Here is a 26,951-nt window from a genome sequence, read left to right as displayed (position 1 = left end):
GGGGTGCGCGGAGAGCCACGGGCCCGTCGGCCGGGACGCCGGAGACCGCGGCGTCCGGACCACGGCGCCCGGACCAGAACACCGGAGACCGCGGCGCCCGGACACCGTCACGCGTGCGGCGTCGGCACGGTCTCCTCGGCGGGGGCCGACAGCTCTCCGGCCGGCAGGGACACCCGCAGCACACCCGCCCGGTCGGCAGCCATCTCCCCCTCCGCCCCCTCGATCCGGACCCGCAGCCGTTCGCCCACCGGTCCGGCGACCGCCAGCGGCACACCGGTGACGGTGAGGTGCACCCGGCCGCGGCGACGGCGCAGCCTCACCCGGGCCGGGCCCCGGTCCCCGGCGCCCAGCGCCGCCTCCACCACGTGGTACACCGTCAGCGACACCGCCGGGGGCAGGCCGTCGGCGGCCCGGGGCAGACCGCTCAGGGTCACGGTGCGGCCGTCCGGGCGCGGCGTCCGGCACAGGTCCACGAGATCGGCCGCGGTGGGCTGCGGAGCGTGCTGCCCGGCGGGCGCGACGGCGCCGCGCAGGCCGCCGAGCAGCTCCCGCATCGCGGCCAGCGCCGACCGGGCCCCGGTGGCGACCTCGTCGAGTTCGCCCCGGTCGGCGGACTCCACCATGTGCGTGGTGCGTTCCAGCACGGTCGCGTGCAGTTCGGCCGCGATGCGGCGGCGCTCGGCGGCGGCCTCCTCGGCCGCCGCGCGGACGGAGTCGGCGAACGCGCCCTCCTCACGGGCCACCACGCGTATCCGCCGTCTGCGCACCGCCACGCCCGCCCCCCACAGCGCCAGCAGCGACGGGACGGCCGCACACAGCACCAGGAACGCTGTCCACACCGCCGCTCCCCGTCCGCCGAGCACCGGGGCCAGTACCCGCTCGTCGGCGGCGGCCGCGGTCACGGCGCCGACCAGAGAGGCCGTCGCCAGGAGGACCCCGCCCAGCGCCCGCAGGGCGCCGCGCCCGTAGGCGGCCACCGCGTACACCGCCATGGCCTCCGCCACCCCGACGGCGGGCGTCAGGCCCACCCATTCCCGGGGCAGCAGGTCGAGGGCGTACGCGGCGGGCACCAGCCACACGGTGGCGGCCACCGCGCACAGCGCGGTCCATGGCGCGCGGCGCCGCCACCACAGGGGCGCGGCGTGCACCGACACCAGCAGGGTCAGGACGGCGCCGTCGGAAGGACCGCCGACGACCCCCCCGTTCGCCGTGTCGGTCAGCATGGGGAACAGTGGTGTCACGACCGCCGTCACCATCAGCAGGGCGTCGGCCAGCCGCTGTTCCCTGAGGAAGTCGCGCCGCCGGGCGAAGACGCCCGGCGGCCGGGGTCCGGTGCTGTCCGGGAGCCTCGCGGTGACCCGCCAGCCGCCGTCCCGCTCCGGTCCCGCCTCCAGGTCGCCGCCGAGGGCGGCGGCCCGTTCCCGCATGCCCGTCAGGCCGTTGCCGGAGCCGAGGCCGGCGGCGGGACGGTGCGCCGCGGTGCGCGGCGGGCCGTTGCCCACGGTCAGCTCCAGCGTGTCCGCGTCGCGCCGGATCCGTACGCTCACGGCGGCTCCCGGGGCGTGCCGCAGCGCGTTGGTGAGGGCCTCGCGCAGGATGCCGAAGACGGCCTCGGCCGCCGGACCGGCGAGATCGTCGGGCAGCTCGGTGTCGATCGGCCGTCCCAGCCGGCTGAAACCGGCGACCAGTTCCCGGACGCGTCCGCTCATCGGCCGCGGGTCCGGCAGATCCGTCCCCCGCATGACGGCCGCCAGCCGCCGCAGCGACGTCAGGGTCTCGCGTCCGCCGCGCGCCGCGAAGGCCAGGGCCTCCTCGACGAGTTCGGGCCGTTTCCCGGCGAGGCGGCGGGCCGCGTCGACGGTGACCACCACCGAGGTCAGATGGTGGGCGCTCACGTCGTGCAGTTCCCGTGCGAGGCGGTGCCGCTCGGTCTCGGCGGCCTGCCGCCTCGTCTCCTGCGCGTGTGCCAGCCGGCCCGCCGCGGCCCGGCGACCGCTCAGCCACTGCCGTCGCGCCTTCCCCGCGCACACGCACGCCGCCTCCAGCACGGCGTAGGTGGCGAGTCCGGTCAGCAGGCCGCGGGGCGGCCCGCCGTACACGACGTCCGGCAGCCATCTGCAGCCGACGGAGGCGGCGGTGCCGACCGCGGTGACCCGCCCGCCGCACCGGACCGCGACGGAGTACAGCGCGACGGACGGGCCCAGACCGACGAAGTGATCGGGGGCGGTCAGGTTACCGATCAGTGAGGCTGCCAGCGCTCCGGCCAGGGCGCGCAGCGGCTCGCGCCGCCGCCGCCCGAGTGCGACAAGCTGCAGAACGAGGGCGGCGATCAGGCCCACGAGTTCGAGCACGCCGGCCGGCTCGTCGCCCGGGAGGACGAGAACGGACACGATCACCGCGTCCGGCACCGCGAGCAGGACCGGCAGGAGCCAGTTGCGCAGGGATTGCATGACGCGGCCGATCGTAGTCGAGGAGCGGCGCGGGGTACGTCTGGACAACCTGCTGTGGTTCGGGGCGCCCGCCGCGCCCGTCGGCGGGCCGTCGTCCGACAGGACCGCGGCCGACATGCCCTGGCAACCGGCCGCCGTCGACATGACGGTGACGCTGCCCTGCGCCACGATCGTGCTGTGGCCCGTCCGCCGGCACCGTCCGCTGTGCCTCGCCCCGCCGGCTCCCGCACCACGGGCGGCCGTCCCGGGGGCCGCGTACGCGGCGGGCGCGGCCCTGGTCGGACCCGTCGGCCACCGGCTGCCGCCGGCCGTGCCCGGGGCTGCCCCGGCGGTGACGGCGGCAACGCTGCCTCACAGGCCGGCGAGCGCCGAGCGCACCGCCTCCAGATCACCGTCCGACGCCAACCCCGCGTGGTACAGGCGGAGTTCCGTCGCGCCCAGGCGGCGGGCCTCCGCGGCGTCCGCCGTGAGGGTGCCGGGACTGCCGCCCATGCCGGAGACGACGGTGAAGTTGGCGGCGAGGACGGTGTCCGCGCGGGCCTCCCGCACGAACGGCGTCAGCAGGCCGGAGCCCCCGGTGCAGGGCACCACCACCCCGTCGGCGACGGAGAGGATGTGGGCCGGGTCGACACCGGCGTTGGCGCCGCAGTGGTACGAGACCGGGTCCGCGTGCAGGAGGACCTGGAAGCCCTCGGGAGCGGCCTGCCGTACGGCGGTGACCGCGGCCTCCTGGAGCGTGCGGGCCGTCTCGTCGCGCCAGGCACGCGTGGCGTTCGCCGTCTCCTCGCCGAGGAGCTTCTCGACCCCCGCCCAGCCTCCGTCAAAGGGCGCGCCCCGCCACACCGGTTCCAGTGCGGCGCGTACGGCGGCGGCGAGCGCGTCGGCGTCCAGGCCCCGGGTCCCGTAGCCCTCGTGGCAGGACGGGCAGAAGCACAGGGACATCAGGTACTGCCCGGCGTCCCCGAGGCCGACCCCGGCGGTCTTGTCGTGGGCGTGCAGATGGGCCAGCCCGTACCAGCCGAGGGACTCCAGCTCGGTGCCGCGCGCCCCGGGCTGTACCGCCGCCTCCGCGGCGAGGTCGGTCAGGTACGCGCGTGTGGCGGGCTGGGCGATGCACGGCGCCCAGGGGTAGCGGTCGCCGTAGGCGTTGACCACCGAGGTGTGCGGATGCTCCGCCCCGAGACGGGAGTTGTGGGCCAGCACCACCCAGGTGTGCACCTGGAGGCCCGCGTCCGCGAGCGCGGCGGCGGCCTCGCCGAAGGCGTCTCCGGGCGCCCAGTCCCCGGCCGGGTACGGGCGCAGGGCGCGGCCGGACCAGCGGTCGCCCGCCGGGTACAGCACGGCCGCGTGTTCCGCGGTCACGATGCGGTGGCGCGGGTGACGCGGGGTCAGCGCGCGGGTGGAGTGGTAGGCGGAGGCGAGCGTCACCTGCGCCGCCCCGAGCGCGGCGATCCGCGCGGGTGCCTCCGGGTCCCCGTTGACGTCCCAGGGGTAGACGAATGCCGACGCCTTCACCGGCCCTCCTCGAGCAGCGCGTGTCCCCGCTCGATCAGTTGAGCGAGCTGCTTGACATGATCCCCTGCCGGTTCGTGCAGCGGCGGCCGCACCTCCCCCACGTCCAGGCCGCGCAGGCGTACCCCGGCCTTGACGAGGGAGACGGCGTAGCCGCGGCCCCGGGCGCGCAGTTCGGCGAACGGCCGGTAGAAGCCGTCGATCAGACGGTGCGCGGTGGCCGTGTCGCCGCTGCGGAAGGCGGTGTGGCAGGCGAGGGCGATCTCGGGCGCGAAGCAGAACACCGCGGACGAGTAGAGGGTGACGCCGATGCCGCCGTAGGCGGGCTGGGTCAGTTCGGCGGTCGGCAGCCCGTTGAAGTACAGGAAGTCGCCGGGTCCTTCGGCGCGTACGGCGCTGACGGTCCGCTGCATCAGGTCGAGATCGCCGAGGCCGTCCTTGAAGCCGACGATCCCTTCCGTGCGGGCCAGTTCGACGACGCTCTCGGGGGTGAAGGCGGCGTTGTCGCGCTGGTAGACGATGACCGGAAGGGAGGTCGCGGCGGCCACCTGCCGGTAGTGCCGCAGCAGTCCCTCCTGCGCGGCCTTGACCAGGTACGGCGGCATCGCGAGCAGTCCGTCGGCCCCGGCCCGCTCGGCGAGGCGGGCGTAGCGGACCGCGAGCGCGGTGCCGTAGCCGGTGCCCGCGACGACCGGGACGCGCCCGTCGGCGGCCTCCACGGCGGCCGTCACGCACAGCGCGAACTCCTCGGGCGTCAGCGCGTGGAACTCACCGGTGCCGCAGCAGGCGAACACGGCGGCGGCACCGGCCTCCACCCCGCGGCGCACGTGGAGCCGGTAGGTGTCGGGGTCGACGGAGCCGTCGGGTCCGTAGGCGGTGACCGGGAAGAACAGCGGCCCGCTGGGGACTTCGAGTCGGGCGGCGAGAGGGGCTGACGTCACAAGCTCTCCCTGGTCCATATTCCTGATTCACGTCCATATCCCTGAACATGTTCACGCTAAGACGCCCCGGGGACCGGGGTCAAGCACTGCAACCCGTCACACACCAGCGGATTCTTCCGTTCCACGGGAAGTCGCGGAATACTTGACGCGCCGCGCCCCACCTCCTTAGCGTGTCCATGAATATGAATACCGTGCGCCCACATGTATGGATTCCCCCTGCCGGGCGGCACGGCCGGCGCTGCAAGGAGATCCGAGGATGCCCGCTCCCCGCACCGTTCTGCTCACCGGCGCCGCCGGCGGTCTCGGCACGCTGATGCGGGGCCTGCTCCCGGACCACGGCTACGACCTGCGCCTGCTCGACCTGCGCCCCGTCGACGGCGAACCGGACGCCATCGTCGCGGACCTGGCCGACAAGGACGTCGTGCGCGAGGCGGTCCGCGGCGTCGACGCGATCATCCACCTCGCGGGCATCTCCCTGGAAGCCTCGTTCGAGAAGATCCTCAGCGCCAACATCGAGGGCACGTACAACCTGTACGAGGCCGCCCGCGAGGAGGGCGTCGGCCGCATCGTCTTCGCCTCCTCCAACCACGCCGTCGGCTACACCCCGCGCCCGCAGGGCGACGACCCCCTCATCCCGGTCGACACCCCGCGCCGCCCCGACACCTTCTACGGCCTGTCCAAGTGCTTCGGCGAGGACCTCGCCCAGCTCTACTGGGACAAGCACGGCCTGGAGACCGTCTCCGTGCGCATCGGCTCCTGCTTCCCCGAGCCGACCAGCGTGCGCATGCTCTCGGTGTGGATGAGCCCCGCCGACGGCGCCCGCCTCTTCCACGCCGCCCTGACCGCCGAGAACGTCGGCCACACCGTCGTCCACGGCTCCTCCGCCAACACCCGGCTGTGGTGGGACCTCACCTCCGCGCGGGCGCTCGGCTACGACCCGCAGGACGACTCCGAGCCGTACGCCGATAAGCTGATCGCCGAGCAGGGCGAACTGGACCCGGACAATCCGGCGCACGCCTGCCTGGGCGGCCACTTCGTCACCGACCCGCCCATCTGGCCGTACTGACGGCAGGGATCCGGCGGAAAATCGACGCACCCCACGGCGGGCGGGCACCGAACGGGCCCGCCCGCCGTCGTATACGGGCATCCACACTGCCCGCTCCCACCCGTCCCCCCGCGCCCTCCCAGGTCCGAGCCGGGCGCGGGGCGAGTCCAACGGGCACAACCGGGCAGGAACGGGCCCGCAGCAGACCTGGTCAGCGGCGAGAGCCCACTGTAGAACTTCCTGCATGGGTCCCACCGGGCCCGAACGGGCAGTGAGATCAGGAAGCGGGTGTCCGGTCATGAGCAACAGGACGGCCGAGGAGCGCCAGCGGGAGATCGTGCGGGTGGCGCGCGCCACCGGTTCGGTCGACGTCAGCGCGCTCGCCGCCGACCTGGGCGTGGCCAAGGAGACCGTACGGCGGGACCTGCGCTGTCTGGAGGACCACGGTCTGGTACGCCGCACCCACGGCGGCGCCTATCCCGTGGAGAGCGCCGGCTTCGAGACGACGCTCGCCTTCCGCTCCACCCGCCACGTCCCCGAGAAGCGCAGGGTCGCGGCCGCCGCGGCCGAGCTGCTCGGGGACGCCGAGACGGTCTTCGTCGACGAGGGCTTCACCCCGCAGCTCATCGCCGAGGCCCTGCCCGCCGACCGGCCGCTCACCGTGGTCACCGCCTCCCTGCCGGTCGCGGGCGCGCTCGCGGAGACCGGCACCGCGTCCGTCCTGCTGCTCGGCGGCCGGGTCCGCTCCGGGACCCTCGCCACCGTCGACCACTGGACGACGAGGATGCTCTCCGGCTTCGTCATCGACCTGTCGTTCATCGGCGCCAACGGGATCTCCCGCAAACACGGTCTGACCACGCCCGATCCGGCGGTCAGCGAGGTCAAGGCACAGGCGTTGCGCGCCTCCCGCCGGGTGGTGTTCGCCGGCGTCCACACCAAGTTCGGGGCGGTCAGCTTCTGCCGGTTCGCCGAGGTCGGCGCGCTGGAGGCGATCGTCACGAGCACCCTGCTCCCGGCGGCCGAGGCCCATCGCTACTCCCTGCTGGGGCCGCAGGTCATCCGGGTCTGAAGGCCCGAAGCACACCGGAGCAGCACACCGTTCCACCTCCCCATCGGGCCGAGCCGTGCCGTGCGAGGCCCGCCGTCCCCCCGTACGACCGCCTTGTCGAGGAGTGATCCATGCACACCCAGAGCCGACGGAGGCCGCCGCGAGCCACACTCGCCGCGGTCGCCGCAGGGACGCTGCTCGCCCCGCTGCTCTCCGGCTGCTGGGTCGGAGCGGGCGGGGCCGGATCCGGCGGTGACTCCCTCAACGTCCTGATGGTCAACAACCCGCAGATGGTCGAACTGCAGAAGCTCACCGCCGAGCACTTCACCGAGGACACCGGCATCAAGGTCAACTTCACCGTGCTGCCGGAGAACGACGTCCGCGACAAGATCAGCCAGGACTTCGCCAACCAGGCCGGCCAGTACGACGTGGCCACCCTGTCCAACTACGAGATCCCCATCTACGCCCGCAACGGCTGGCTGCACGAGATGGACCCCTACGTCGCGAAGGACGGCGCCTACGACGAGCAGGACGTCCTGGGGCCGATGCGCCAGTCCCTCACCGGTGACGACGGCAAGCTCTACGGCCAGCCCTTCTACGGCGAGTCGTCCTTCCTGATGTACCGCAAGGACGTCTTCGCGAAGGAGGGCCTGGAGATGCCCGCCGACCCCACCTGGCGGCAGGTCGCCGACCTCGCCGCGCGGGTGGACGGGGCCGAACCGGGCATGAAGGGCATCTGCCTGCGCGGACTGCCCGGCTGGGGCGAGGTCATGGCCCCGCTGACCACCGTGGTCAACACCTTCGGCGGCACCTGGTTCGACGAGGACTGGAACGCGAGGCTCGACTCCCCCGAGTGGGAGGAGGCGACGAAGTTCTACGTCGACCTGGTCCGCGAGCACGGCGAGTCCGGCGCCGCCCAGGCCGGCTTCGCCGAGTGCCTCAACAACATGACCCAGGGCAAGGTCGCCATGTGGTACGACGCCACCTCCGCGGCCGGTGCCCTGGAGGCCGACGGGTCCCCCGTCAAGGGCAAGGTCGGCTACGCCCCCGCGCCCGTCGAGAAGACGGAGTCCGCCGGCTGGCTCTACACCTGGGCCTGGGGCATCCAGCACGCCTCCCGCAACCCCGACAACGCCTGGAAGTTCGTCTCCTGGGCCTCCAGCAAGGAGTACGAGCAGCTGGTCGGCGACGAGATCGGCTGGTCGAACGTGCCCGCCGGCAAGCGCGCCTCCACCTACGCCAACCCCGCCTACCGCGCGGAGGCCGCCGCCTTCCAGGAGATGACCAGGAAGGCCATCGAACAGGCCCGGCCCGACGACCCCGGCGTCCAGCCCCGCCCGGCGCCCGGCATCCAGTTCGTCGGCATCCCCGAGTTCACCGATCTCGGTACCAAGGTCTCCCAGGAGATCAGCGCGGCCATCGCCGGACGCCAGTCCGTCGAGTCGGCCCTGAGGAAGTCCCAGCAGCTCGCAGAAGAGATCGCCGAGGAGTACGAGGGACGATGACCGCCACGACGACGGCCCCCGTGGCCGCACCAAGAAGGACACGCCCCGCGCCCCGCCGGCCCTCCGCCCGGTTGCGCGCCTGGGCCACCCGCGGCCCGCTGCTGCCCGCCCTGATCTTCATGATCGTGGTCACCCAGCTGCCCTTCGTGGCGACCCTGGTGATCTCCTTCTTCGACTGGAACTCCCTCTACCCCGACGCCCGCCACTTCGCCGGCTTCGAGAACTACCGGGAGGTGCTCACCGACGCCGCCCTGCGCAAGTCCGTCTGGACGACGATCCTGCTCACCGTGGCGGTCGTCCTGGCCAGCCTGGTCCTCGGACTGCTCCTCGCCCTCCTGCTGGACCGCAGGTTCCGCGGCCGGGGCATCGTCCGCACCCTGCTCATCGCCCCGTTCCTGGTGGTCCCGGTCGCGGCGGCCCTGCTGTGGAAGCACGTCCTCTACAACCCCGAGTACGGACTCCTCAACGGCCTGCTGCACTACGTCGGCGGTCCCCAGCCCGACTGGATATCCGACACCCCGCTGCTCGCCGTCGAGGCGTCACTGGTGTGGCAGTGGACCCCGTTCATGATGCTGATCCTGCTCGCCGGACTGCAGAGCCGGGACCAGCAGCAGATCGAGGCCGCCCGCGTCGACGGGGCGGGCGACTGGCAGATCTTCGTCCACCTCACCCTGCCCCACCTGCGCCGCTACCTCGAACTGGGCGCCCTGCTCGGCTCGATCTACATCGTGCAGAACTTCGACGCGGTCTTCACCATCACCTCCGGCGGCCTGGGCACCGCCAACCTGCCCTACACCGTCTACCAGACCTTCTACCAGGCCCACGAGAACGGCCTCGCCTCGGCCGCCGGCGTCCTGGTCGTCATCGGCTCGATCGTCATCGCGACCCTCGCCCTGCGCGTGGTGTCGTCCCTGTTCCGCGAGGAGGTGTCCCGCGCATGAGCAGCATCACCGTACGCACCCGCGGCCGGTTCCGCGGCGGAGCGGGTCTCGGTCTGGTCGCCTGGCTGGCCGCCGTCGTGTTCTTCCTGCCCATCGCCTGGATGGCGCTGACGTCCTTCCACTCCGAGGCGGACGCGGCCACCAATCCGCCGTCCTTCACCGCCGCCCTCACCCTGGACGGCTACCGCGAGTTCTTCGGCGCGGGCGGCGGCGCCAGCCCCTGGCCGGCGCTGGTCAACTCGGCGGTGGCGTCGATCGTGTCGACCCTGTTCGTCCTGGTCCTGGCGCTGCCCGCCGCGTACGCCCTCTCCATCCGCCCGGTGAGGAAGTGGGCGGACGTCCTGTTCTTCTTCCTGTCCACCAAGATGCTGCCGGTGGTGGCGGGTCTGCTGCCGATCTACCTGTTCGCCAAGAACGCCGGGATGCTCGACAACATCTGGCTGCTCGTCATCCTCTACACCTCCATGAACCTGCCGATCGCGGTCTGGATGATGCAGTCCTTCCTGGCCGAGATCCCGGTCGCGATCATCGAGGCGGCCCGGGTGGACGGCGCGAGGCTGCCCACGGTCCTGGCGCGGGTGGTCGCCCCGATCGCCCTCCCCGGCATCGCCGCGACCTCCCTCATCTGCTTCATCTTCAGCTGGAACGAACTGCTCTTCGCCCGGGTCCTGACGGGCGTGGTCGCCGAGACCGCCCCCGTCTTCCTGACCGGCTTCATCACCAGCCAGGGCCTGTTCCTGGCCAAGGTGTGCGCCGCGTCGCTCGTCATCTCCCTGCCGGTGCTCGCCGCGGGGTTCGCCGCCCAGGACAAACTCGTCCAGGGCCTGTCGTTGGGAGCCGTGAAATGAAGGCCGCCGTCATCGAGTCCGTGGGCAAGGCCGTCGTCGCCGAGGTCCCGGACCCGACGCCAGGGCCGCGCGACGTCGTCGTCGAGGTCGCCGCGTGCGGGCTGTGCGGCACGGACCTGCACATCCTCCAGGGCGAGTTCGCGCCGAAGCTGCCGATCGTGCCGGGGCACGAGTTCGCCGGCGAGGTGGTCGGAATCGGCTCCCGGGTCACGGAGGTGTCGCTCGGCGACCGGGTCGCGGTCGACCCCTCCCTCTACTGCTACGAGTGCCGCTACTGCCGCAACGGTCACAACAACCTCTGCGAACGCTGGGCGGCGATCGGCGTCACCACGGCGGGCGGCGCGGCCCAGTACGCGGTGGCTCCGGTGGCGAACTGCGTCAGGCTGCCCGAGCACGTCCGCATGCAGGACGCCGCGCTGATCGAGCCGCTGTCGTGCGCGGTGCGCGGCTACGACGTGCTGCAGTCACGGCTCGGCGCGCATGTGCTGATCTACGGGTCCGGGACCATGGGTCTGATGATGCTGGAGCTGGCGAAGCGGACCGGTGCGGCGAGTGTGGACATGGTGGATCTGAATCCGGCACGGCTGGAGACGGCACGGGCGTTGGGCGTCTCGGCGTCCGCGGCGTCGCCGGACGAGCTGGACCGGCCCCAGGGATGGGACCTCGTCATCGACGCGACGGGCAACGCGGCGGCGATCCAGGACGGCCTCGACCGGGTGGCCAAGGCCGGCACGTTCCTCCAGTTCGGGGTCGCGGACTACGCGACGCGGGTGCAGATCGATCCGTACCGGATCTACAACCAGGAGATCACGATCACCGGGTCGATGGCCGTGCTGCACAGTTACGAGCGGGCGGCGGAGCTGTTCGCCGGGGGCGTCCTGGACCCGGACGTCTTCATCAGCGACCGCCTTCCCCTGGACCAGTACCCCCAGGCCCTGGACCAGTTCGCGGCAGGCGTGGGCCGGAAGATCGTGGTCGTGCCGTAGGGGTTCCCCGTCCCGCCGCCCCTGCCCGGTCCCGTACCAGGCCGGACCTCCCCTTCCGGCCCTGGACGGCCCCCGCTCCTCGATCACCGGACAGGCTGGGGATCGGCCCCTGCGGCGTCCGGGGAGCGGGGGCGGGGGCGGAGCCCCGGGTCGGGACGGGCGGCGGGGAGGGAAGAGCCTCCGACCCGATCGGGCCACGGGTAAGGGAACGGTAAAACGCCCCCGCTCGTTCTCCCCGCATGACCGCTATGACCCCTGGCTCGAACATCCCCCTCCCCACCGCCCGAGTGACGGTGGACGTCTCCGCGCCCGTGCGGCTCGACGTTTCGGGCCTGCTGCTCACCGCCGACGGCAAGGTGCGCTCCGACGACGACTTCATCTTCTACAACCAGCCCGCCGGCCCCGGCGTGACCTACAGCTCCGGCGGCGGCACCACCCCCGACGCCATCACGGTCGACACCGCGGCCGTGCCCCCCGGCATCGAGAAGATCGTCGTCACCGCCAGCCCCGACGCCGCCGGCCAGACCTTCCAGGGCATCGAGCCGACCGCCACCGTCCGCAGCGCGGACGACAACGCGGTCCTGGCCACGTTCACCCCCCCGCGTCTGGGCGCCGAGACCGCGCTCGTGGTCGTCGAGATCTACCTGCGCAACGGCGTCTGGAAGGTCCGCGCCGTCGGCCAGGGCTACGCCAACGGCCTGGCCGGCATCGCCACCGACTTCGGTGTCACGGTCGAGGAACCCGCCGCCCCCGCCGCCCAGCCGGTCGCGCCGCCGCCCGCCCCGCCGATGTCCGCCCCGCAGGCGCCCCCCACGCCCGCCGCCGCCCCCGCCGCGCCCCCGGCCCCGCCCGCCGCCCCCGGCACCGGCACCGGCACCGGCACCGGGAAGATCAACCTCGACAAGGGCCGGGTCAGCCTGCAGAAGAACCAGACCGTCTCCCTGATGAAGGGCGGCCGACCGCTGCTCTCCCAGGTCAAGATGGGCCTCGGCTGGGAGCCGGCCTACCGCGGCAAGGACATCGACCTGGACGCCTCGGTCATCGCCTACGGCCCGCAGCGCAACCACATCGACAGCTGCTACTTCGGCAAGCTGCAGATCGTGAACGGCGCGATCCGGCACTCCGGCGACAACCTCACCGGTGAGGGCGGCGGGGACGACGAGGTGATCACCGTGGACCTCGGACGTCTGCCCCAGGAGGTCTCCGGCCTGGTCTTCACGGTCAACTCCTTCTCCGGCCAGAAGTTCACCGAGGTCGCCAAGGCGTACTGCCGCCTGCTGGACGCCGCCACGGGCGAGGAGCTGGTCCGCTTCGACCTCACGAGCGCCGAACCGCAGACGGGCGTGATGATGGCGAAGCTGATCCGTCAGTACTCCGGCGAGTGGGAGATGACCGCGATGGGCGACTTCGTGAAGTCGCGCACGGTACGGGGGATGGTGAAGCCGGCCGGCCAGGCGCTGTAGCCACCCGGACGGACCGCCGGGCGTCCCCGCCGCCGGGGGCGCCCGGACGACGGCTACGCCCGCAGCCCCTCCATCAGCAGCCCCAGGTACCGGCGGATCTGCGTCCCCTCCCCGCCCGCCAGCTCCGAGGCCGTCGCGACGCCGTGGGCCAGCCGCAGCACGTCGACGGGCTCGACGTCGTGCCGCAGCACGCCCGCCTCCCGCGCCGCCCCGACCAGCCGGTCCACCGCGCTCTTCAGCGGATCGCAGCACTGCGTGCCGCCGTCACCGACGGCGGCGCCCAGCAGCGCCCGCAGCCCCCGGATCCGGAGCATCCCGGCGCCGAGTTCGTTCAGCCACTCCACCAGCGCCTCGCCCGGCGGCATCCGCTCGGCCAGTTCGACGGCCCGTGCCGCGAGCGACTCGATCCGGTCGACGTACGCGGCCTCCAGCAGCGCCCGACGGGTCGGGAAGTGCCGGTAGAGCGTGCCGGACCCGACGCCCGCCCGCTTGGCGATGTCGTCGAGCGAGGCGCCCTCACCGTGCGCGGCGAACGCCTCCACCGCGGCCTCGAGCAGCAGCTCGCGATTGCGGCGGGCGTCCGCGCGCATGGACCTGACCTGCGCCACCACCCACTCCTCACCCCCGGGAACCCTCCCCGTACCCTACCGAGCGGGGAACGGGCAGGGCCCCGGACCGGAGCGGTCCCTCACGCGGCCCACGGCCAGTCGGCGTCCCGGCCGGCCTCGAGCAGCGAGACCGTCCGGAAAGCCGCGTCCGAGAGGCCGCCGGAGGTGTGCCGGTTCGCCGTGCCCGACGGACCGTGCCCCGCACGGTGTCCGGCGAGGTTCCAGGTGTGGACCGGCACATCGGCCGGGACCTGCCCGGTCGGGTCGCCGTGCCGGCTGGGGGCGTACTGCTCGCCGACGATGGTGCTCTGACCCCTGAGCTACACCGGCGCGTCGTGCCGGTGACGGGACTCGAACCCGTGACCGCCCCATTATGCGTGGACGCAGGTCCTGCCTTCGCACCTGGACGTGCATCACTCCAGGGGGGCGGTCCTCGGTCGGGCGAGCGAATCAATCACCGGCGCCTCTGCCGCTTCCACGGACCGGTGATGGCCAGCATGATGCCCGGTTCCTGGATGTTGGCGTAGAGGGTCCTGCCGTCGGGCGAGAAGGTGACGCCGGTGAATTCGCTGAACTCCGGCTCCTCCTCGGTTCCGATGTTGAGTTCGTTGCGGGCGATGGGGTAGGTGCGTCCGCTGTCGGTGGCCCCGAACAGGTGCTGCGCGCCCTCGCCGTCCTCGGCGATGATCAGGCCGCCGTACGGCGAGACGGTGATGTTGTCCGGGCCGTCGAAGGCGCCGCCCCCCGACGGGCCCCGGTCGACGCCGAGCAGGACCTTCAGGGTCAGCGTGCGGCGCCTGGGGTCGTAGAACCAGACCTGGCCGTCGTGCTGGACGGGGCTCTCCTCGCGGGCGTACGAGGAGACGATGTACGCCCCGCCGTCACCCCACCACATGCCCTCCAGCTTGCGGGCGCGGGTGACCTCGCCGGTCGCGAACTGTTCGCGCACGTCCACGGTCCGCGCGTCGCGGTCGGGCACGTCCACCCAGTCGACGCCGTACACCGTGCCGGTCCTCGTGGCGCGGGAGAGGTCGTCGACGTACCGGCCGCCGGAGTCGTAGCACTTGGGCGCCTGGAGGACGCCGGCGTCGTCGGCGAGCCTGCGGAGGGTGCCGGGGCCGTAGCGGAAGCCCTCCGGCGGGGTCCAGCGGTAGAACAGGCCGTTGGGCTCGTCGGCGTCCTCGGTGAGGTAGGCGTGGCCGCGCCTGGTGTCGATGACGACGGCCTCGTGGTCGTAACGCCCGAAGAACTTCAGCGGCTTGGGGTCGCGGTTGGCGCGCCGGTCGGCGGGGTCGACCTCGAAGACGTAGCCGTGGTCCTTGGTCATGCCGTTCTCGCCGGCCCGGTCGGAGTTCTCCTCGCAGGTGAGCCAGGTGCCCCAGGGGGTGCTGCCGCCGGCGCAGTTGTTGGCGGTGCCGGCGATGCCGACCCACTCGGCGACGCCGCCGTCGGGGCGGACCTCGACGATCGTGCAGCCGCCGGGTGCGGCCGGGTCGTAGACGAGGCCCTCGGTGAGCGGGACCGGGAACTCGACCTCGTCGCGCGGGCCGTCCATCTCGTGGTTGTTGACCAGGAGGGTGCTGCCGCGCGGGCCGGGGAAGGCGGCCGTGCCGTCGTGCTCGGCGGGGGTGAACTCACCCGACTCCAGCCGCGTCTTGCCCGTGTGGGTGAGCACGCGGTAGGTGAACCCGGCAGGCAGGGCGAGGATCCCGTTCGGGTCCGCGACGAGCGGCCCGTACCCGACCCCGCCGTGCCGCCCGGCCGCCTCCCCGTCCCCCTCGTCCACGCTCTCGGTGTCGGCGGTCGCGAGGGCGTTGGGCGCGGAGGCGAGGGCGGCCACGCTGCCCGCCAGCGTGACACCGGCGCCGGCGATCGCGGACGTTCTGGCGAAGTCCCTGCGGGTGAGCGACATGCTGTCTCCTGTGACGTGGCTGAGCCGTGGAGGGTGGCGAACCCCGTGCGTCCGCCACGCTCCTGCCCGTGCCTGAACACCGGCTGAACACCGAGGGTCACAGGGGTTCCCCCTTCCGTGAACCGCGCGGATCCCGCCGCGGAGCTCAGCCTCCGTGCTGCGACCGCGCCTTGAACGCCGCCTTCCGCGCTTCCTTGGCGATCCGCTTGTCGGGGTGCAGCCGCCCCATGGCCTCCAGTACGTCCGCGGTGGCCGGGTGCTCCACCCGCCAGGCCGTGTCGAAGAAGCCGCTGTGCTGCCGTGCGAGCCCCTCCACCAGGGAGCGCAGTTCCTCGGAGTTGCCCTCGGCGGCGAGCTGGGCGGCGACCGTGTCGACGGTCAGCCAGAAGATCAGGGCCTCGGACGGCGGCGGCACGTCACCCGCCCCGTGCTCGGTCAGCCACACCCGGGCCAGCCCGCCGAGTTCGGGATCGTCCAGCACCTCCCGCAGCGCGGGCTCCGCCGCCGCGCCGACCAGCGACAGCGCCTGCTGGCAGCGCAGCCGCCGCAGCGGCGCACCCTGGTCCGCCCCGCGTGCCGCCGCCAGCAGCTCGCGTGCGGCCTGGAGCGGATCACGCCGGTCCAGCCACTGCTCGGTCTCCGCGTGGGCGGCGGCCGGCGGGAAGACGGCCGTGCCGTCGAGCAGCGCGTCCGCGCCCTTGTCCACGAGGTCGCCCACGGCCGGCGCCTCGAACCCGGCCTCCAGCAGCCGGGCGCGCAGTCCGTACAGTCCGAGCGGGGTCAGCCGCACCATGCCGTAGCGGGAGACGTCGGTGTCGTCGACCGGCGCGGCGGGCTCCTCGTCGGCGTCGGCCATCAGCGCCTCGTCCACCGGCCGGTACTCCACGAGCCCGACCGGCTCCAGCATGCGGAACTGGTCGTCCAGCCGCATCATGGCGTCGGACACCTGCTCCAGGACGTCGTTGGTGGGCTCGGTCATGTCACCGGGCACGATCACCGACGCGGCCAGCCCGGGCAACGGCACCATCGCGCCGTCGACGCCCTCGCCGCCCACGGTCAGCAGGTAGAGGTTGCCGAGCACCCCGTCCAGGAACTCCGCCTCGGCCTCCGGGTCCCAGTCCAGCGCGTCGAGATCGATCTCCCCGGACCCCTCCCCCTCGGCGATGGCGTCGACCAGCCCGCCCAGGTCGGGAACGCTCGCGTCGTCGAGCACCGTCTCCAGGGCCGCGAGCCACACCTCGAGCACGTCCTGCGGCGAACCGTCGGTGAGCAGCGCCAGACCGTCCCCCGCGACGACGGTCCCCTCCTCCGCGTCGACCACCTCGACGAGCCCGGCGTCCACGGCGACGCGCCAGGCCTCACTGGCGTCGGCCGCGGCGTCCTCCCCGGACAGGCCCAGCTCCGCGGCGGCCGCCGGCAGCTGTTCGTCGACGAGCCCGGCGCCGGCGTCGACCCTGGTGTCCGGCCCGGCCCAGCGGGCGAGCCTGGCGGCCCGGGAGAGCACGGGGGTGGACAGGGCGTCGCGCGCCAGCTCCGCTTCGGGACGCAGCCGCGCAGGCGGCAGGATGGAGCTGTCTGACATCGGCTGTTTCTCCTAGGGCCGTTAACCACTCGACCGCTCAGCCTAGACGGATTTCCACCCATGCCGCCCGCTTCCTCTCCCCTTCAGCGGCCGTACATGGCCGAAACCTTGACAAGCGGCCCGGCCTGACAGGAGATTGACGCGCGTAGAAGAGGGTGGGTCACACGTTCCGGAGGGAATCCGTTGTCAAGAAAGTCCGTACGTCTTGCCGCGCTCGCTGTCGCCGCCGCATGCTCCGCGGCATCCGCCGTCGTCCTCACGTCGCCCGCGCACGCCGACACGGTGCGCGTCCATGACATCCAGGGCGACACCCGCACCTCGCCGCTGGCCGGCGAACAGGTCACCGGCGTGACCGGCATCGTCACCGGCGTCCGCACCTACGGCTCGTCCCGCGGCTTCTGGATCCAGGATCCCGCCCCGGACGCCGACCCGGCCACCAGCGAGGGCGTCTTCGTCTTCACGAGCTCCACCCCCAGGGGTGTCGCCGTGGGCGACGCCGTCACGGTCTCGGGCACGGTCTCGGAGTACGTCCCGGGAGGCACCTCCTCGGGCAACCAGTCCCTGACTCAGATCACCCGCCCCACCTTCACGGTCACCTCGAGCGGCAACCCGCTGCCCGCCCCCACGACCGTCACCGCGCGCTCCGTCCCCGCCGCGTACGTCCCCGCGGGCGACCCGGCGGCGAACGGCTCGATTAACGCGCTGCCCCTGCGCCCCACGAAGTACGCCCTGGACCTGTACGAGTCCCTGGAGGGCATGAACGTCCAGGTCTCCGACGCCCGGGTGGTGGGCGCCACCGACCCGTACACCGAACTCTGGGTCACGGTGAAGCCCCACGAGCACCGCAACCACCGCGGCGGCACGGTCTACGGCTCCTACGACGCCCAGAACACCGGCCGCCTCCAGATCCAGTCCCTGGGCAGGGCGTCCGACTTCCCCGACGCGAACGTCGGCGACACCCTCGCCGGGAGGACGACGGGCCCCCTGGACTACAACCAGTTCGGCGGCTACACCCTGGTGGCCAACGAGCTGGGCCCCCTCGTCCCGGCGGGTCTCCGGCGCGAGACCACCCGCGCCCAGCGCTCCACCGAACTGGCGATCGCGACCTACAACGTCGAGAACCTCGACCCCTCGGACGACACCTTCGCCGCCCACGCCGCCGCGATCGTGGACAACCTCAAGTCCCCCGACATCGTGTCCCTGGAGGAGATCCAGGACAACAACGGCGCCACCGACGACGGCACGGTCGCCGCCGACCGGACGATGACCATGCTGATCGACGCCATCGAAGCGGCGGGCGGCCCCCGCTACGACTGGCGCTCCGTCGACCCCGCCGACAAGCAGGACGGCGGCCAGCCGGGCGGCAACATCCGCCAGGCCTTCCTCTTCAATCCCGCTCGCGTCTCGTTCACCGACCGTCCGGGCGGCGACGCCACCACGGCCACCGATGTCACGAGGATCCGCGGCAAGGCGGCCCTGACCCTCTCCCCCGGTCGCGTCGACCCGACGTCCGCGGCCTTCGACGACAGCCGCAAGCCGCTCGCCGGCGAGTTCACCTTCCGGGGCCGCACGGTCATCGTCATCGCCAACCACTTCGCGTCGAAGGGCGGCGACCAGGCCCTGAGCGCCCGGTACCAGCCCCCGTCCCGCAGCTCGGAGACCCAGCGCCACCTCCAGGCCGAGGCGGTCCACGACTTCACGGCGAAGATCCTCAGGACCCAGAAGAACGCCGACGTGGTGGCCCTGGGCGACATCAACGACTTCGAGTTCTCGAGGACGACCGAACTCCTCGAGGGCCGGGGCACCCTGTGGTCGGCGATCAAGTCCCTTCCCCGGTCCGAACGTTACTCGTACGTCTACCAGGGCAACAGCCAGACCCTGGACCAGATCCTGATCAGCCCGTCCATCCGCCGCGGCCCCTTCACGTACGACAGCGTGCACATCAACGCGGAGTTCCACGACCAGATCAGCGACCACGACCCGCAGGTGCTGCGCTTCCGGCCGTGACGAACGGCCCGCCCGCGGCGACGAGGGGACGGAACGGGAGTACCCGTTCCGTCCCCTCGGGGAACCGCGCGCCGCGGACCCGCCGTCTCAGCAACGACGGCGCCGCACCATCACCGCACCCGCGACGACCGCGGTCACCGCGCCGGCGACCACCGCCGGCTTGCGGTACCGCGCCCCGGCCTCCCCGGCGTGCACCACACTGCTCCGCAACTGCACGGTCATCGCCCCGGCCCGGTCCCGGAGGTCCTCGGCCCGCGCCCGCGCCCTCCCCTTGACGTCCATCTTCCCGGCCAGCTCCTCGACGGTGTCGCCGAGTTCGTGACGCGTCCGCTCGATCTGCCGCCGCAGTTCGTCCGGCCCCTTGGCCCCGCGCCCCGTCGCCGAGGCCTCCGCGCCCGCGTCCACGTGGGCCCCCGCCGGGGACCCCGCGCGCCTCACGTCGTGCGTCATCGGTGCGCCCTTCCCTTGATCTCCTCGACATCGGCCTTCACGCTGCCCATGGTCCGTTCGGGCTTGGGCGGCGTGGCCCGGCGCAACTGGCCGCGACCGGCGAGGGCGAGCGCACCGGCGATGGCGAACAGCAGCCCCGTGACGATGAGCGCCGCCGCCCACAGCGGCAGCACCAGGTCCAGCGCGGCGACGACCGTACCGGACAGCGCGAGCAGTCCCGCATAGCCGAACGCCCCCGCCGCGCCCAGCATCCCGCCGCCACGTCCCGCGCGACGCCCCTTCTCCGCCAGTTCCTCCTTGGCGAGCGCCACTTCCTGGCGTGCGAGCCGGGAGATCTGTTCGGTGGCCTGCCCGACGAGCTCACCCACGCTGTGCTCGTCGCGAACCGGCCGTCGCTCGATGGTTCCGGTCACGATGCGCCTCCTCTCGGGTCGGAGCACCCGAGTACCCCCGCCGCTCCGGCGCTATCCATGAAGCAACACTCACTCGTACCGGGCATGGCATTTAAGTGGAACTTCACAAACTGCCGGCGGACGCTCCCGTGCCCGCACCCCTCGGCCGCACCCTGTGCGCGATGACCACCCCCTCACCTCCACCGGCGCCCTCGACCTGGACGGCGCCCGGCACCTGGCCGACCACCTGGTCACCCATGGCTGTGACGGCCTGGTCCTCTCGGGAACGACGGGCGGGTCCCCCACCACCGCCGAAGCGGAGAAGTCGTCCCTCGTCGAGGCGGTGCGCGAAGCCGTCGGCCCCGGGCGACGGTCGCGTCACCGGCATCGACGCCCCCTGCACCGCGGAACCGGCCCCGCGAGGCGGAGAAGGCCGGCGCGGACGCCCTCCTCACCATTCCGGACTTCCCCGCGGGTCCGCTCCGCCCACCGCTGGGGCCCGCCGCCCGGTGCACGGTCGACGGGCTCAGGGCGGTGCGCGAGGACCTGGCCGGGCCGGGCCAGGAACGGCGCTCGGCGAGGACCGGCTCCCACTTCACCGTCCCGAGGACTTCGCCCGGCTCACGCACCCCGCTGAGCGGCACGGCCTTCCCGCGCACGTCCGCGCCGTTTCGGCCGCCGGCAGCCGCTCCGCTGCCGGCAGAGGACCTGCCGTACGCACGCCTCGGGTTCGTCGCTGCGGTGCCGGCGGCCCGCCGCCCTGGTCAGCGCGTTCTGCAGCAGGTCCCCATCCGCGTGCCGGTCACCGCCGCCCAGCGGGGCCGCGGTCCTCAGCGGTGCGGGCGACCGGTTCGCCACGGACTCCCGGGAACCCTCCTGCGCCTCGGCATCCGTCGTCTCCTTCTCTTCCCCCCGGGAACGGGCCCTGTGTCCGCTCCCCGCGCCCCGGTGGACGTGCACGGGCGCTCCCGCTCTGCCACCCCGCACAGCGGGAGCACGAAAACCGGCGGGCCGGACCGCGACGCGCTCTCACGCGTCGCGGTCCGGCCCGCCGGAGCGGCCCCTCAGTTCCAGGCGTACCCGTCCCCGAACAGCAGGAAGTGTTCCAGTACGTCCTCGGCGGGATCGTCGGCCTGACCGACGTCGGCGTTGATCAGTCCGACGCGGTGACCGTTGTGGGAGGCCGTGCCGGTCTCGTCCGCGCGTGCGGCACCGGCCAGTGCGCCGCACAGCATCAGCACGGCCACCACCCCCATCACTCCGACCGCACAACGGATCGCGCCCCACACCCACTCGTTCGTCATCGCCCGTTCGTCCCCATTTCCGTATGCCAGTCGTCCCGGCTTCTGATCGGACTCTGTGTCCACCCGTTCATCTGCCAAAACGACCCCGAAGTCACGGGGAGTAACCCGTACGGGAAGGTACGGGCTGACGGCCGGCTCAGTTGTGGCTGTGCAGGATCTCGTTCAGGCCGCCCCAGACCGCGTTGTTCGGGCGGGCCTCGACCGTGCCGGTGACGGAGTTGCGGCGGAACAGGATGTGGGAGGCGCCGGACAGCTCACGGGCCTTGACGATCTGGCCGTCGGGCATGGTGACGCGGGTGCCCGCGGTGACGTAGAGGCCGGCCTCGACCACGCACTCGTCGCCGAGGGCGATGCCGACGCCCGCCTCGGCGCCGACCAGGCAGCGCTCGCCGATGGTGATGCGCACGTTGCCGCCGCCGGACAGCGTGCCCATGGTGGAGGCGCCGCCGCCGATGTCCGATCCGTCGCCGATGACGACACCGGCCGAGACGCGGCCCTCGACCATCGAGGTGCCGAGCGTGCCGGCGTTGAAGTTGACGAAGCCCTCGTGCATGACGGTGGTGCCCTCGGCGAGGTGCGCGCCGAGCCGTACGCGGTCGGCGTCGGCGATGCGGACCCCCTTGGGGGCGACGTAGTCCGTCATGCGGGGGAACTTGTCGACGGACGTCACGGCCAGGTGCAGGCCCTCGGCGCGGGCGTTGAGCCGCACCTTCTCGAGGTCGTCCACGGCGACCGGACCGAGCGAGGTCCAGGCGACGTTGGCGAGGTGGCCGAAGATGCCGTCCAGGTTCTGGCCGTGCGGCTGGACCAGGCGGTGCGAGAGCAGGTGGAGGCGCAGGTAGACGTCGTGCGCGTCGACCGGCTTCTCGGCCAGCGACGAGATGACCGTGCGGACCGCGACCACCTCGACGCCCCGCCGGGCGTCCGGACCGACCGCCGCGGTGGCGCCGCCGCCCAGGAGTTCCGCGGCCTGCTCGGTGGAGAGCCGCTCGGTGCCGGACGGGCCGGGCTCGTCGGCCAGCACGGGGGCGGGGAACCAGGTGTCGAGAACGGTGCCGTCGGCGGCGACGGTGGCGAGGCCGGCGGCCACCGCGCCGGAGGTGCTGTGAGCAGTCGTGTCGGTCATGAGGGCAACCTAACCAACCGGTGGCCGCGGACGCGAACCGGTGCCGACCACGTCTCAGTGTGCGGTCCGCGCGGGCGGCACGCCCCGCCGGCCGGCGCCGGTCAGTGCGCCCCGCCCAGGTTGAGCACCACCACTCCGGCGATGATCAGCGCGATGCCACCGGCCTTGGCGACGGTGAGTCCCTCGCCCAGGAACATCGTGCCGATCACCGCGATGGCGGCCGTCCCGACCCCGGACCAGATGGCGTACGCCGTCCCGACCGACAGGGTCCTCAGGGTCTGCGCGAGCAGCGCGAACGCCACCAGGTACCCGACGGCGGTGACGACCGAGGGCCACAGCCGGGTGAATCCCTCGCTGTACTTCATGGCGGTCGTCCCGACCACTTCGGCTGCGATGGCTCCGGCGAGCAGTGCGTACCCCATGACGGAGATCGTAGCCAGGACGAGCACACGCACGCGGCCCCCGGCGCAGTGCCGGGGGCCGCGTGACCGGACCGCTCGCTCAGACGTTGAAGCCCAGCGCCCGCAGCTGCTCGCGGCCGTCGTCCGTGATCTTGTCGGGACCCCACGGCGGCATCCAGACCCAGTTGATGCGCAGCTCGCTGACCAGGCCGTCCGTGGCGGACCTGGCCTGGTCCTCGATGACGTCCGTCAGCGGGCAGGCCGCGGAGGTCAGGGTCATGTCGACGGTCGCCACATTGGAGTCGTCGACGTGGATGCCGTAGATCAGGCCCAGGTTGACGACGTCGATGCCCAGCTCGGGGTCGACGACGTCCATCAGGGCCTCGCGGAGCTCCTCCTCCGAGGCCGGCTTCATCTCCAGGGTCTCGCTCATGCCGTTGTCCTTTCGGCGTCGGCGCCCAGCGCCTGGGCCGTCGCGTCCTTCCACGCCATCCAGCTGAGGAGGGCGCACTTCACCCGGGCCGGGTACTTGGACACCCCGGCGAACGCGACCGCGTCCTCCAGGATCTCCTCCATCGCGTCGTCCGGCTCGATCTTCCCCTTGGACTGCATCAGCTCCAGGAAGGTCCCCTGGATCCGCTGCGCCTCGGCGATGTCCTTGCCGACCAGCAGGTCGGTCAGCACGGAGGCGGAGGCCTGGCTGATGGAACAGCCCTGCCCCTCGTAGCTGACGTCGCTGATCCTGGTGCCGTCGTACTTCACACGGAGCGTGATCTCGTCGCCGCACGTCGGGTTGGTGTGATGCACCTCGGCGTCCCCGTCCCGCAAGCCCCGCCCGTGCGGGTTCTTGTAGTGGTCCAGGATGACGTCCTGGTACATGGAGTCCAGCTTCACGCCTCAGCCCCTCATCCGAAGAAGTTCCGTACGTGCTCCAGTCCGTCGACCAGGGCGTCGATCTCGGTCGGCGTGGAGTACAGATAGAACGACGCCCGCGTGGTCGCAGGAATTCCGTACCGCAGGCAGACGGGGCGGGCGCAGTGATGACCCACGCGTACCGCGATGCCCTGTTCGTCGAGGACCTGGCCCACGTCGTGCGGGTGGATGTCGCCGAGCGTGAACGAGATCGCCGCTCCCCGGTCCTCGGCCGTGGTGGGGCCGATGATGCGCAGGTCCGGGACCTCGGCCAGGCGCTTGACCGCGTACTCGGTGATGGCGTGCTCATGGGCGAGGACCTTGTCCATGCCGATGGCCGACAGGTAGTCGATCGCCGCGCCGAGACCGACCGCCTGGGCGATCGGCGGGGTGCCCGCCTCGAACTTGTGCGGGGCCGGCGCGTAGGTCGACGAACTCATCGAGACGGTCTCGATCATCTCGCCGCCGCCGAGGAACGGAGGCAGGTCCTCCAGCAGCTCCTGGCGGCCCCAGAGCACGCCTATGCCGGTCGGGCCGCACATCTTGTGGCCGGTGAAGGCCACGAAGTCGGCCTGGAGGGCCTGGACGTCCAGCGGCATGTGCGGCGCGGCCTGGGAGGCGTCGATACACACCAGGGCGCCGACCTCCTGGGCGCGGCGCACGATCGCCTCGACCGGGTTGACCGTGCCCAGGATGTTGGAGACCAGCACGAAGGAGACGATCTTCGTCTTCTCGGTGATGACCTCGTCGATGCGGGAGAGGTCGAGCCGGCCCTCGTCGGTCAGCCCGAACCACTTCAGCTTCGCGCCCGTGCGCTGCGCGAGCAGCTGCCACGGCACGATGTTGGAGTGGTGCTCCATCTCCGTGATGACGATCTCGGTCTCGTGGTCCACCCGGTAGGGCTCGTCGGCCCAGCCGAGCATGTTCGCCACGAGGTTGAGCGACTCGGAGGCGTTCTTGGTGAAGATCACCTCGTCGCGCGAGGGGGCGTTGACGAACTCCGCGACCTTGTCGCGCGCGCCCTCGTACAGCGCCGTGGCCTCCTCGGCGAGCACATGCACACCGCGGTGGACGTTGGCGTTGTAGCGCTCGTAGTACTCGCTCAGGGCGTCCAGCACCTGACGCGGCTTCTGCGAGGTCGCCGCGTTGTCCAGGTACACGAGCTTCCGCCCGTCGTGGACCTGGCGGTCCAGGATGGGGAAGTCCTTGCGGATCGCCTCGGTGTCGAGGAGGCCCGGCAGCTGTGTCACTCGGATGCGCCACCCTTCACGTATGCCTCGTAGCCCTCGTTCTCCAGCTTGTCCGCGAGCTCGGCGCCGCCGGACTCGACGATGCGGCCGCCGGCGAACACGTGGACGTGGTCGGGCTTGATGTAGCGCAGGATGCGCGTGTAGTGCGTGATCAGCAGGGTGCCGACCTCGCCGGGCTCGCGGACGCGGTTGACGCCCTCGGAGACGATGCGCAGGGCGTCGACGTCCAGACCGGAGTCGGTCTCGTCGAGGATCGCGACCTTCGGCTTGAGCAGTTCGAGCTGGAGGATCTCGTGGCGCTTCTTCTCACCGCCGGAGAAGCCCTCGTTGACGTTGCGCTCGGCGAAGGCGGGGTCCATGTTGAGCCGCTCCATGGCCTCCTTGACCTCCTTCACCCAGGTGCGCAGCTTGGGGGCCTCGCCGCGGACGGCGGTGGCGGAGGTGCGCAGGAAGTTGGAGACGGAGACACCGGGGACCTCGACCGGGTACTGCATGGCGAGGAAGAGGCCGGCGCGGGCGCGCTCGTCGACGGACATCTCCAGGACGTCCTCGCCGTCGAGGGTGACGGTGCCGCCGGAGACGGTGTACTTGGGGTGACCGGCGAGCGCGTAGGCGAGGGTCGACTTGCCGGAGCCGTTGGGGCCCATGATGGCGTGCGTCTCGCCCTGCTTCACGGTGAGGTCGACGCCCTTGAGGATCTCCTTCGTGGCGTTGTCGGCCTCGACGGTGACGTGCAGGTCTCGGATTTCAAGCGTTGCCATGGGTGCCTCAGGACTCCTGGGTGAGGGAGACGAGCACGTCGTCCCCTTCGATCTTTACGGGGTATACGGGGACGGGGCGCGTCGCCGGAAGGGCGTCGGGCTTGCCGGAACGGAGGTCGAAACGCGAGCCGTGCAGCCAGCACTCGATGTGGCAGTCGTCCACCTCGCCCTCCGCGAGGGAGACGTTCGCGTGCGAGCAGATGTCGTGGATCGCGAACACCTCCCCCCCGGTCTGCACGAGGGAGACCGGCGTGCCGTCGAGTTCCACCCGCTTCGGGGTGTCCTCCTCCAGCTCGCTCAGCCCGCAGGCGCGTACGAAGGTCATGCGGCCGCCGCCTCCAGCTCCTCCTCGATCTTGGCGATCAGGCGCTCCTCGATGTCCGGGACGCCGATCTGCTGGATGAGTTCGGCGAAGAAGCCGCGGACCACCAGACGGCGGGCGTCCTGCTCGGGGATGCCGCGGGCCATCAGGTAGAAGAGCTGCTCGTCGTCGAAGCGGCCGGTCGCGGAGGCGTGGCCGGCGCCGACGATCTCGCCGGTCTCGATCTCCAGGTTGGGCACGGAGTCGACGCGGGCGCCGTCGGTGAGAACCAGGTTGCGGTTCATCTCGTAGGTGTCGGTGCCCTCGGCCTTGGCCTCGATGAGCACGTCACCGATCCACACGGCGTGCGCGCCGTCGCCCTGGAGCGCGCCCTTGTAGGCGACGTTGGACTTGCAGTGCGGGACGTTGTGGTCGACCAGGAGGCGGTGCTCCTGGTGCTGGCCGGCGTCGGTGAGGTACAGGCCGAACAGCTCGGCCTCGCCGCCGGGGCCGGCGTAGGCGACACGCGGGTGCAGCCGGACGACGTCGCCGCCGAAGGTGACGATCACCGACTTGAAGGAGGCGTCCCGGCCGACGAGGGCGTCGTGCTGGGCGGCGTGCACCGCCTTGTCGTCCCAGTCCTGGACGGAGACGACGGTCAGCTTGGCGCCGTCGCCGAGGACGTACTCGACGCCCGCGGCGAGCACCGCGTCACCGGTGTGGTCGATGATCACGACGGCCTCGGCGAAGGCGCCGAGCTCGATCACCTGGTGGGCGTAGGCGGTGCCGCCCTCGCCGTGCACCGTGATGCGGATCGGCTCGGTGAGGACGGTCTCCTTGGGCACGGTCACCACCGAGGCCCGCTCGAAGGCGGAGTACGCCTGGGCGGCGACGCGGTCCACGGGGGTGCCGGCGCGGCCGAGCCGCGCGTCGTCGCGGCCGACGCTCTCGACGGTGACGCCCTCGGGGGCCTCGACGGCGACCTTGACGCCGCCGGTGGCGGTGGCGGTGCCGTCGTGCAGACCGCGCAGCCGCTCGAGCGGGGTGAACCGCCACTCCTCCTCGCGGCCGTGGGGGACGGGGAAGTCCGCCACGTCGAAGGACGGGGGCGCGCTCATGCGGGTGGCGACGGTCGACTCGGCGGCGACCGCGATCGAGCCCGCGGTGGTGGAACCCACGGGGATGTTCTGAGCCTCAGCCATGGCT

General features: G+C 72.4%; 26 protein-coding genes and 1 pseudogene. 9 read left to right on the top strand and 18 right to left on the bottom strand.

Translation table 11 applies throughout. The features are described from left to right. Positions 1–107: 107 nt before the first annotated feature. The 3 genes from KYY02_RS18480 to KYY02_RS18470 form a co-directional block, all read right to left on the bottom strand. Positions 108–2,450, bottom strand: coding sequence for a sensor histidine kinase (locus KYY02_RS18480; RefSeq protein WP_371239172.1), 2,343 nt, complete (start codon positions 2,448–2,450; stop codon positions 108–110). A gap of 351 nt (positions 2,451–2,801) precedes the next feature. Beyond that, positions 2,802–3,965, bottom strand: coding sequence for a hypothetical protein (locus KYY02_RS18475; protein ID WP_371239170.1), 1,164 nt, complete (start codon positions 3,963–3,965; stop codon positions 2,802–2,804). Next, positions 3,962–4,921, bottom strand: a complete 960-nt coding sequence (locus KYY02_RS18470) for a 5-dehydro-4-deoxyglucarate dehydratase (protein WP_371239168.1) — start codon at positions 4,919–4,921, stop codon at positions 3,962–3,964. Before KYY02_RS18470 ends, KYY02_RS18475 begins: the two co-directional genes overlap by 4 nt. A 238-nt stretch (positions 4,922–5,159) precedes the next feature. On the opposite strand from KYY02_RS18470, the gene KYY02_RS18465 reads away from it, so the two are divergent. From KYY02_RS18465 to KYY02_RS18435, 7 genes are all read left to right on the top strand, one after another. Then, complete coding sequence (locus KYY02_RS18465) at positions 5,160–5,969, top strand: NAD-dependent epimerase/dehydratase family protein (protein WP_371239167.1); 810 nt, start codon at positions 5,160–5,162, stop codon at positions 5,967–5,969. A 277-nt stretch (positions 5,970–6,246) separates the two neighbouring features. Further along, entirely contained in the window at positions 6,247–7,017 is a 771-nt protein-coding gene (locus tag KYY02_RS18460; RefSeq protein WP_371239165.1) for a DeoR/GlpR family DNA-binding transcription regulator, read from the top strand. Positions 7,018–7,127: 110 nt separating this feature from the next. Further along, positions 7,128–8,501 (top strand): ABC transporter substrate-binding protein, encoded by a 1,374-nt coding sequence (locus tag KYY02_RS18455; RefSeq protein ID WP_371239163.1) that lies wholly within the window; start codon positions 7,128–7,130, stop codon positions 8,499–8,501. Continuing rightward, entirely contained in the window at positions 8,498–9,442 is a 945-nt protein-coding gene (locus KYY02_RS18450) for a carbohydrate ABC transporter permease (protein ID WP_371239161.1), read from the top strand. The genes KYY02_RS18455 and KYY02_RS18450 overlap by 4 nt, the downstream gene beginning before the upstream one ends. After that, positions 9,439–10,290: a carbohydrate ABC transporter permease gene (locus KYY02_RS18445; protein ID WP_371239159.1), complete on the top strand. Its 852-nt coding sequence runs from the start codon at positions 9,439–9,441 to the stop codon at positions 10,288–10,290. The genes KYY02_RS18450 and KYY02_RS18445 overlap by 4 nt, the downstream gene beginning before the upstream one ends. Beyond that, a complete protein-coding gene (locus KYY02_RS18440; protein WP_371239157.1) occupies positions 10,287–11,276 on the top strand; it encodes a zinc-dependent alcohol dehydrogenase family protein in 990 nt (329 codons plus the stop codon). Before KYY02_RS18445 ends, KYY02_RS18440 begins: the two co-directional genes overlap by 4 nt. 248 nt (positions 11,277–11,524) lie before the next feature. Continuing rightward, the gene (locus tag KYY02_RS18435; RefSeq protein WP_371239155.1) at positions 11,525–12,739 is read left to right on the top strand and encodes a TerD family protein; all 1,215 of its coding nucleotides are present in this window, start codon (positions 11,525–11,527) and stop codon (positions 12,737–12,739) included. 53 nt (positions 12,740–12,792) lie between these two features. On the opposite strand, the gene KYY02_RS18430 is transcribed toward KYY02_RS18435, so the two are convergent. The 4 genes and pseudogenes from KYY02_RS18430 to KYY02_RS18415 form a co-directional block, all read right to left on the bottom strand. Next, positions 12,793–13,347: a TetR/AcrR family transcriptional regulator gene (locus KYY02_RS18430; RefSeq protein WP_371239153.1), complete on the bottom strand. Its 555-nt coding sequence runs from the start codon at positions 13,345–13,347 to the stop codon at positions 12,793–12,795. 80 nt (positions 13,348–13,427) lie between these two features. Beyond that, positions 13,428–13,649 (bottom strand): annotated as a pseudogene (locus KYY02_RS18425) (TROVE domain-containing protein); the annotation flags it as partial. Positions 13,650–13,801: 152 nt separating this feature from the next. Beyond that, positions 13,802–15,259: an alkaline phosphatase PhoX gene (locus KYY02_RS18420; protein ID WP_371239151.1), complete on the bottom strand. Its 1,458-nt coding sequence runs from the start codon at positions 15,257–15,259 to the stop codon at positions 13,802–13,804. A gap of 145 nt (positions 15,260–15,404) precedes the next feature. Beyond that, positions 15,405–16,841, bottom strand: coding sequence for a hypothetical protein (locus tag KYY02_RS18415; protein WP_371239149.1), 1,437 nt, complete (start codon positions 16,839–16,841; stop codon positions 15,405–15,407). Positions 16,842–17,024: 183 nt separating this feature from the next. Between KYY02_RS18415 and KYY02_RS18410 the strand changes: the two genes are divergently transcribed. Next, positions 17,025–18,848, top strand: coding sequence for a DUF8508 domain-containing protein (locus KYY02_RS18410; RefSeq protein ID WP_371239147.1), 1,824 nt, complete (start codon positions 17,025–17,027; stop codon positions 18,846–18,848). A gap of 87 nt (positions 18,849–18,935) precedes the next feature. Here the strand turns inward: KYY02_RS18410 and KYY02_RS18405 are convergent, their stop codons facing one another. Both KYY02_RS18405 and KYY02_RS18400 read right to left on the bottom strand, forming a co-directional pair. Then, entirely contained in the window at positions 18,936–19,298 is a 363-nt protein-coding gene (locus tag KYY02_RS18405; protein ID WP_371239145.1) for a DUF3618 domain-containing protein, read from the bottom strand. After that, positions 19,295–19,711, bottom strand: a complete 417-nt coding sequence (locus tag KYY02_RS18400; RefSeq protein WP_371239143.1) for a phage holin family protein — start codon at positions 19,709–19,711, stop codon at positions 19,295–19,297. Before KYY02_RS18400 ends, KYY02_RS18405 begins: the two co-directional genes overlap by 4 nt. Positions 19,712–19,865: 154 nt before the next feature. On the opposite strand from KYY02_RS18400, the gene KYY02_RS18395 reads away from it, so the two are divergent. Further along, positions 19,866–20,327 (top strand): dihydrodipicolinate synthase family protein, encoded by a 462-nt coding sequence (locus tag KYY02_RS18395; protein ID WP_371239141.1) that lies wholly within the window; start codon positions 19,866–19,868, stop codon positions 20,325–20,327. Positions 20,328–20,754: 427 nt separating this feature from the next. On the opposite strand, the gene KYY02_RS18390 is transcribed toward KYY02_RS18395, so the two are convergent. The 9 genes from KYY02_RS18390 to sufD form a co-directional block, all read right to left on the bottom strand. Further along, entirely contained in the window at positions 20,755–20,994 is a 240-nt protein-coding gene (locus KYY02_RS18390; RefSeq protein WP_371239139.1) for a hypothetical protein, read from the bottom strand. Between the two features lie 136 nt (positions 20,995–21,130). Then, positions 21,131–22,120 (bottom strand): 2,3,4,5-tetrahydropyridine-2,6-dicarboxylate N-succinyltransferase, encoded by a 990-nt coding sequence (dapD, locus tag KYY02_RS18385; protein ID WP_371239137.1) that lies wholly within the window; start codon positions 22,118–22,120, stop codon positions 21,131–21,133. Positions 22,121–22,221: 101 nt separating this feature from the next. Then, positions 22,222–22,542 carry a DMT family transporter gene (locus KYY02_RS18380; RefSeq protein ID WP_371239135.1) on the bottom strand — a complete coding sequence of 107 codons (321 nt, stop codon included), beginning with the start codon at positions 22,540–22,542 and terminating at the stop codon, positions 22,222–22,224. Between the two features lie 79 nt (positions 22,543–22,621). Continuing rightward, complete coding sequence (locus KYY02_RS18375; RefSeq protein WP_371239133.1) at positions 22,622–22,954, bottom strand: metal-sulfur cluster assembly factor; 333 nt, start codon at positions 22,952–22,954, stop codon at positions 22,622–22,624. Beyond that, entirely contained in the window at positions 22,951–23,415 is a 465-nt protein-coding gene (gene sufU, locus KYY02_RS18370; protein WP_371239131.1) for a Fe-S cluster assembly sulfur transfer protein SufU, read from the bottom strand. Before sufU ends, KYY02_RS18375 begins: the two co-directional genes overlap by 4 nt. An 11-nt stretch (positions 23,416–23,426) precedes the next feature. Next, positions 23,427–24,683, bottom strand: a complete 1,257-nt coding sequence (locus KYY02_RS18365; RefSeq protein ID WP_371239129.1) for a cysteine desulfurase — start codon at positions 24,681–24,683, stop codon at positions 23,427–23,429. After that, complete coding sequence (gene sufC / locus KYY02_RS18360) at positions 24,680–25,444, bottom strand: Fe-S cluster assembly ATPase SufC (protein WP_371239127.1); 765 nt, start codon at positions 25,442–25,444, stop codon at positions 24,680–24,682. The genes KYY02_RS18365 and sufC overlap by 4 nt, the downstream gene beginning before the upstream one ends. A 7-nt stretch (positions 25,445–25,451) precedes the next feature. Continuing rightward, the gene (locus tag KYY02_RS18355) at positions 25,452–25,769 is read right to left on the bottom strand and encodes a non-heme iron oxygenase ferredoxin subunit (RefSeq protein ID WP_030820944.1); all 318 of its coding nucleotides are present in this window, start codon (positions 25,767–25,769) and stop codon (positions 25,452–25,454) included. Next, positions 25,766–26,947: a Fe-S cluster assembly protein SufD gene (gene sufD / locus KYY02_RS18350; RefSeq protein ID WP_371239124.1), complete on the bottom strand. Its 1,182-nt coding sequence runs from the start codon at positions 26,945–26,947 to the stop codon at positions 25,766–25,768. Before sufD ends, KYY02_RS18355 begins: the two co-directional genes overlap by 4 nt. Positions 26,948–26,951 lie beyond the last annotated feature (4 nt).

It is taken from the genome of Streptomyces pimonensis, from assembly GCF_041380215.1.
GTDB classification, from domain to species: Bacteria; Actinomycetota; Actinomycetes; order Streptomycetales; family Streptomycetaceae; genus Streptomyces; species Streptomyces pimonensis.
This window is presented reverse-complemented; position numbering and strand designations above follow the sequence as displayed.

Bases quoted from the DNA above. Each gene is read 5' to 3' on its own strand.
- KYY02_RS18460 (WP_371239165.1), top strand. From the start codon at position 6,247: ATGAGCAACAGGACGGCCGAGGAGCGCCAGCGGGAGATCGTGCGGGTG.
- KYY02_RS18355 (WP_030820944.1), bottom strand. From the start codon at position 25,769: ATGACCTTCGTACGCGCCTGCGGGCTGAGCGAGCTGGAGGAGGACACC.
- KYY02_RS18455 (WP_371239163.1), top strand. From the start codon at position 7,128: ATGCACACCCAGAGCCGACGGAGGCCGCCGCGAGCCACACTCGCCGCG.
- sufD (WP_371239124.1), bottom strand. From the start codon at position 26,947: ATGGCTGAGGCTCAGAACATCCCCGTGGGTTCCACCACCGCGGGCTCG.
- KYY02_RS18420 (WP_371239151.1), bottom strand. From the start codon at position 15,259: ATGTCGCTCACCCGCAGGGACTTCGCCAGAACGTCCGCGATCGCCGGC.
- KYY02_RS18390 (WP_371239139.1), bottom strand. From the start codon at position 20,994: ATGACGAACGAGTGGGTGTGGGGCGCGATCCGTTGTGCGGTCGGAGTG.
- KYY02_RS18480 (WP_371239172.1), bottom strand. From the start codon at position 2,450: ATGCAATCCCTGCGCAACTGGCTCCTGCCGGTCCTGCTCGCGGTGCCG.
- KYY02_RS18445 (WP_371239159.1), top strand. From the start codon at position 9,439: ATGAGCAGCATCACCGTACGCACCCGCGGCCGGTTCCGCGGCGGAGCG.
- KYY02_RS18415 (WP_371239149.1), bottom strand. From the start codon at position 16,841: ATGTCAGACAGCTCCATCCTGCCGCCTGCGCGGCTGCGTCCCGAAGCG.
- KYY02_RS18405 (WP_371239145.1), bottom strand. From the start codon at position 19,298: ATGACGCACGACGTGAGGCGCGCGGGGTCCCCGGCGGGGGCCCACGTG.
- KYY02_RS18435 (WP_371239155.1), top strand. From the start codon at position 11,525: ATGACCCCTGGCTCGAACATCCCCCTCCCCACCGCCCGAGTGACGGTG.
- KYY02_RS18375 (WP_371239133.1), bottom strand. From the start codon at position 22,954: ATGAGCGAGACCCTGGAGATGAAGCCGGCCTCGGAGGAGGAGCTCCGC.
- KYY02_RS18380 (WP_371239135.1), bottom strand. From the start codon at position 22,542: ATGGGGTACGCACTGCTCGCCGGAGCCATCGCAGCCGAAGTGGTCGGG.
- dapD (WP_371239137.1), bottom strand. From the start codon at position 22,120: ATGACCGACACGACTGCTCACAGCACCTCCGGCGCGGTGGCCGCCGGC.
- KYY02_RS18470 (WP_371239168.1), bottom strand. From the start codon at position 4,921: ATGGACCAGGGAGAGCTTGTGACGTCAGCCCCTCTCGCCGCCCGACTC.
- KYY02_RS18450 (WP_371239161.1), top strand. From the start codon at position 8,498: ATGACCGCCACGACGACGGCCCCCGTGGCCGCACCAAGAAGGACACGC.
- sufC (WP_371239127.1), bottom strand. From the start codon at position 25,444: ATGGCAACGCTTGAAATCCGAGACCTGCACGTCACCGTCGAGGCCGAC.
- KYY02_RS18465 (WP_371239167.1), top strand. From the start codon at position 5,160: ATGCCCGCTCCCCGCACCGTTCTGCTCACCGGCGCCGCCGGCGGTCTC.
- KYY02_RS18440 (WP_371239157.1), top strand. From the start codon at position 10,287: ATGAAGGCCGCCGTCATCGAGTCCGTGGGCAAGGCCGTCGTCGCCGAG.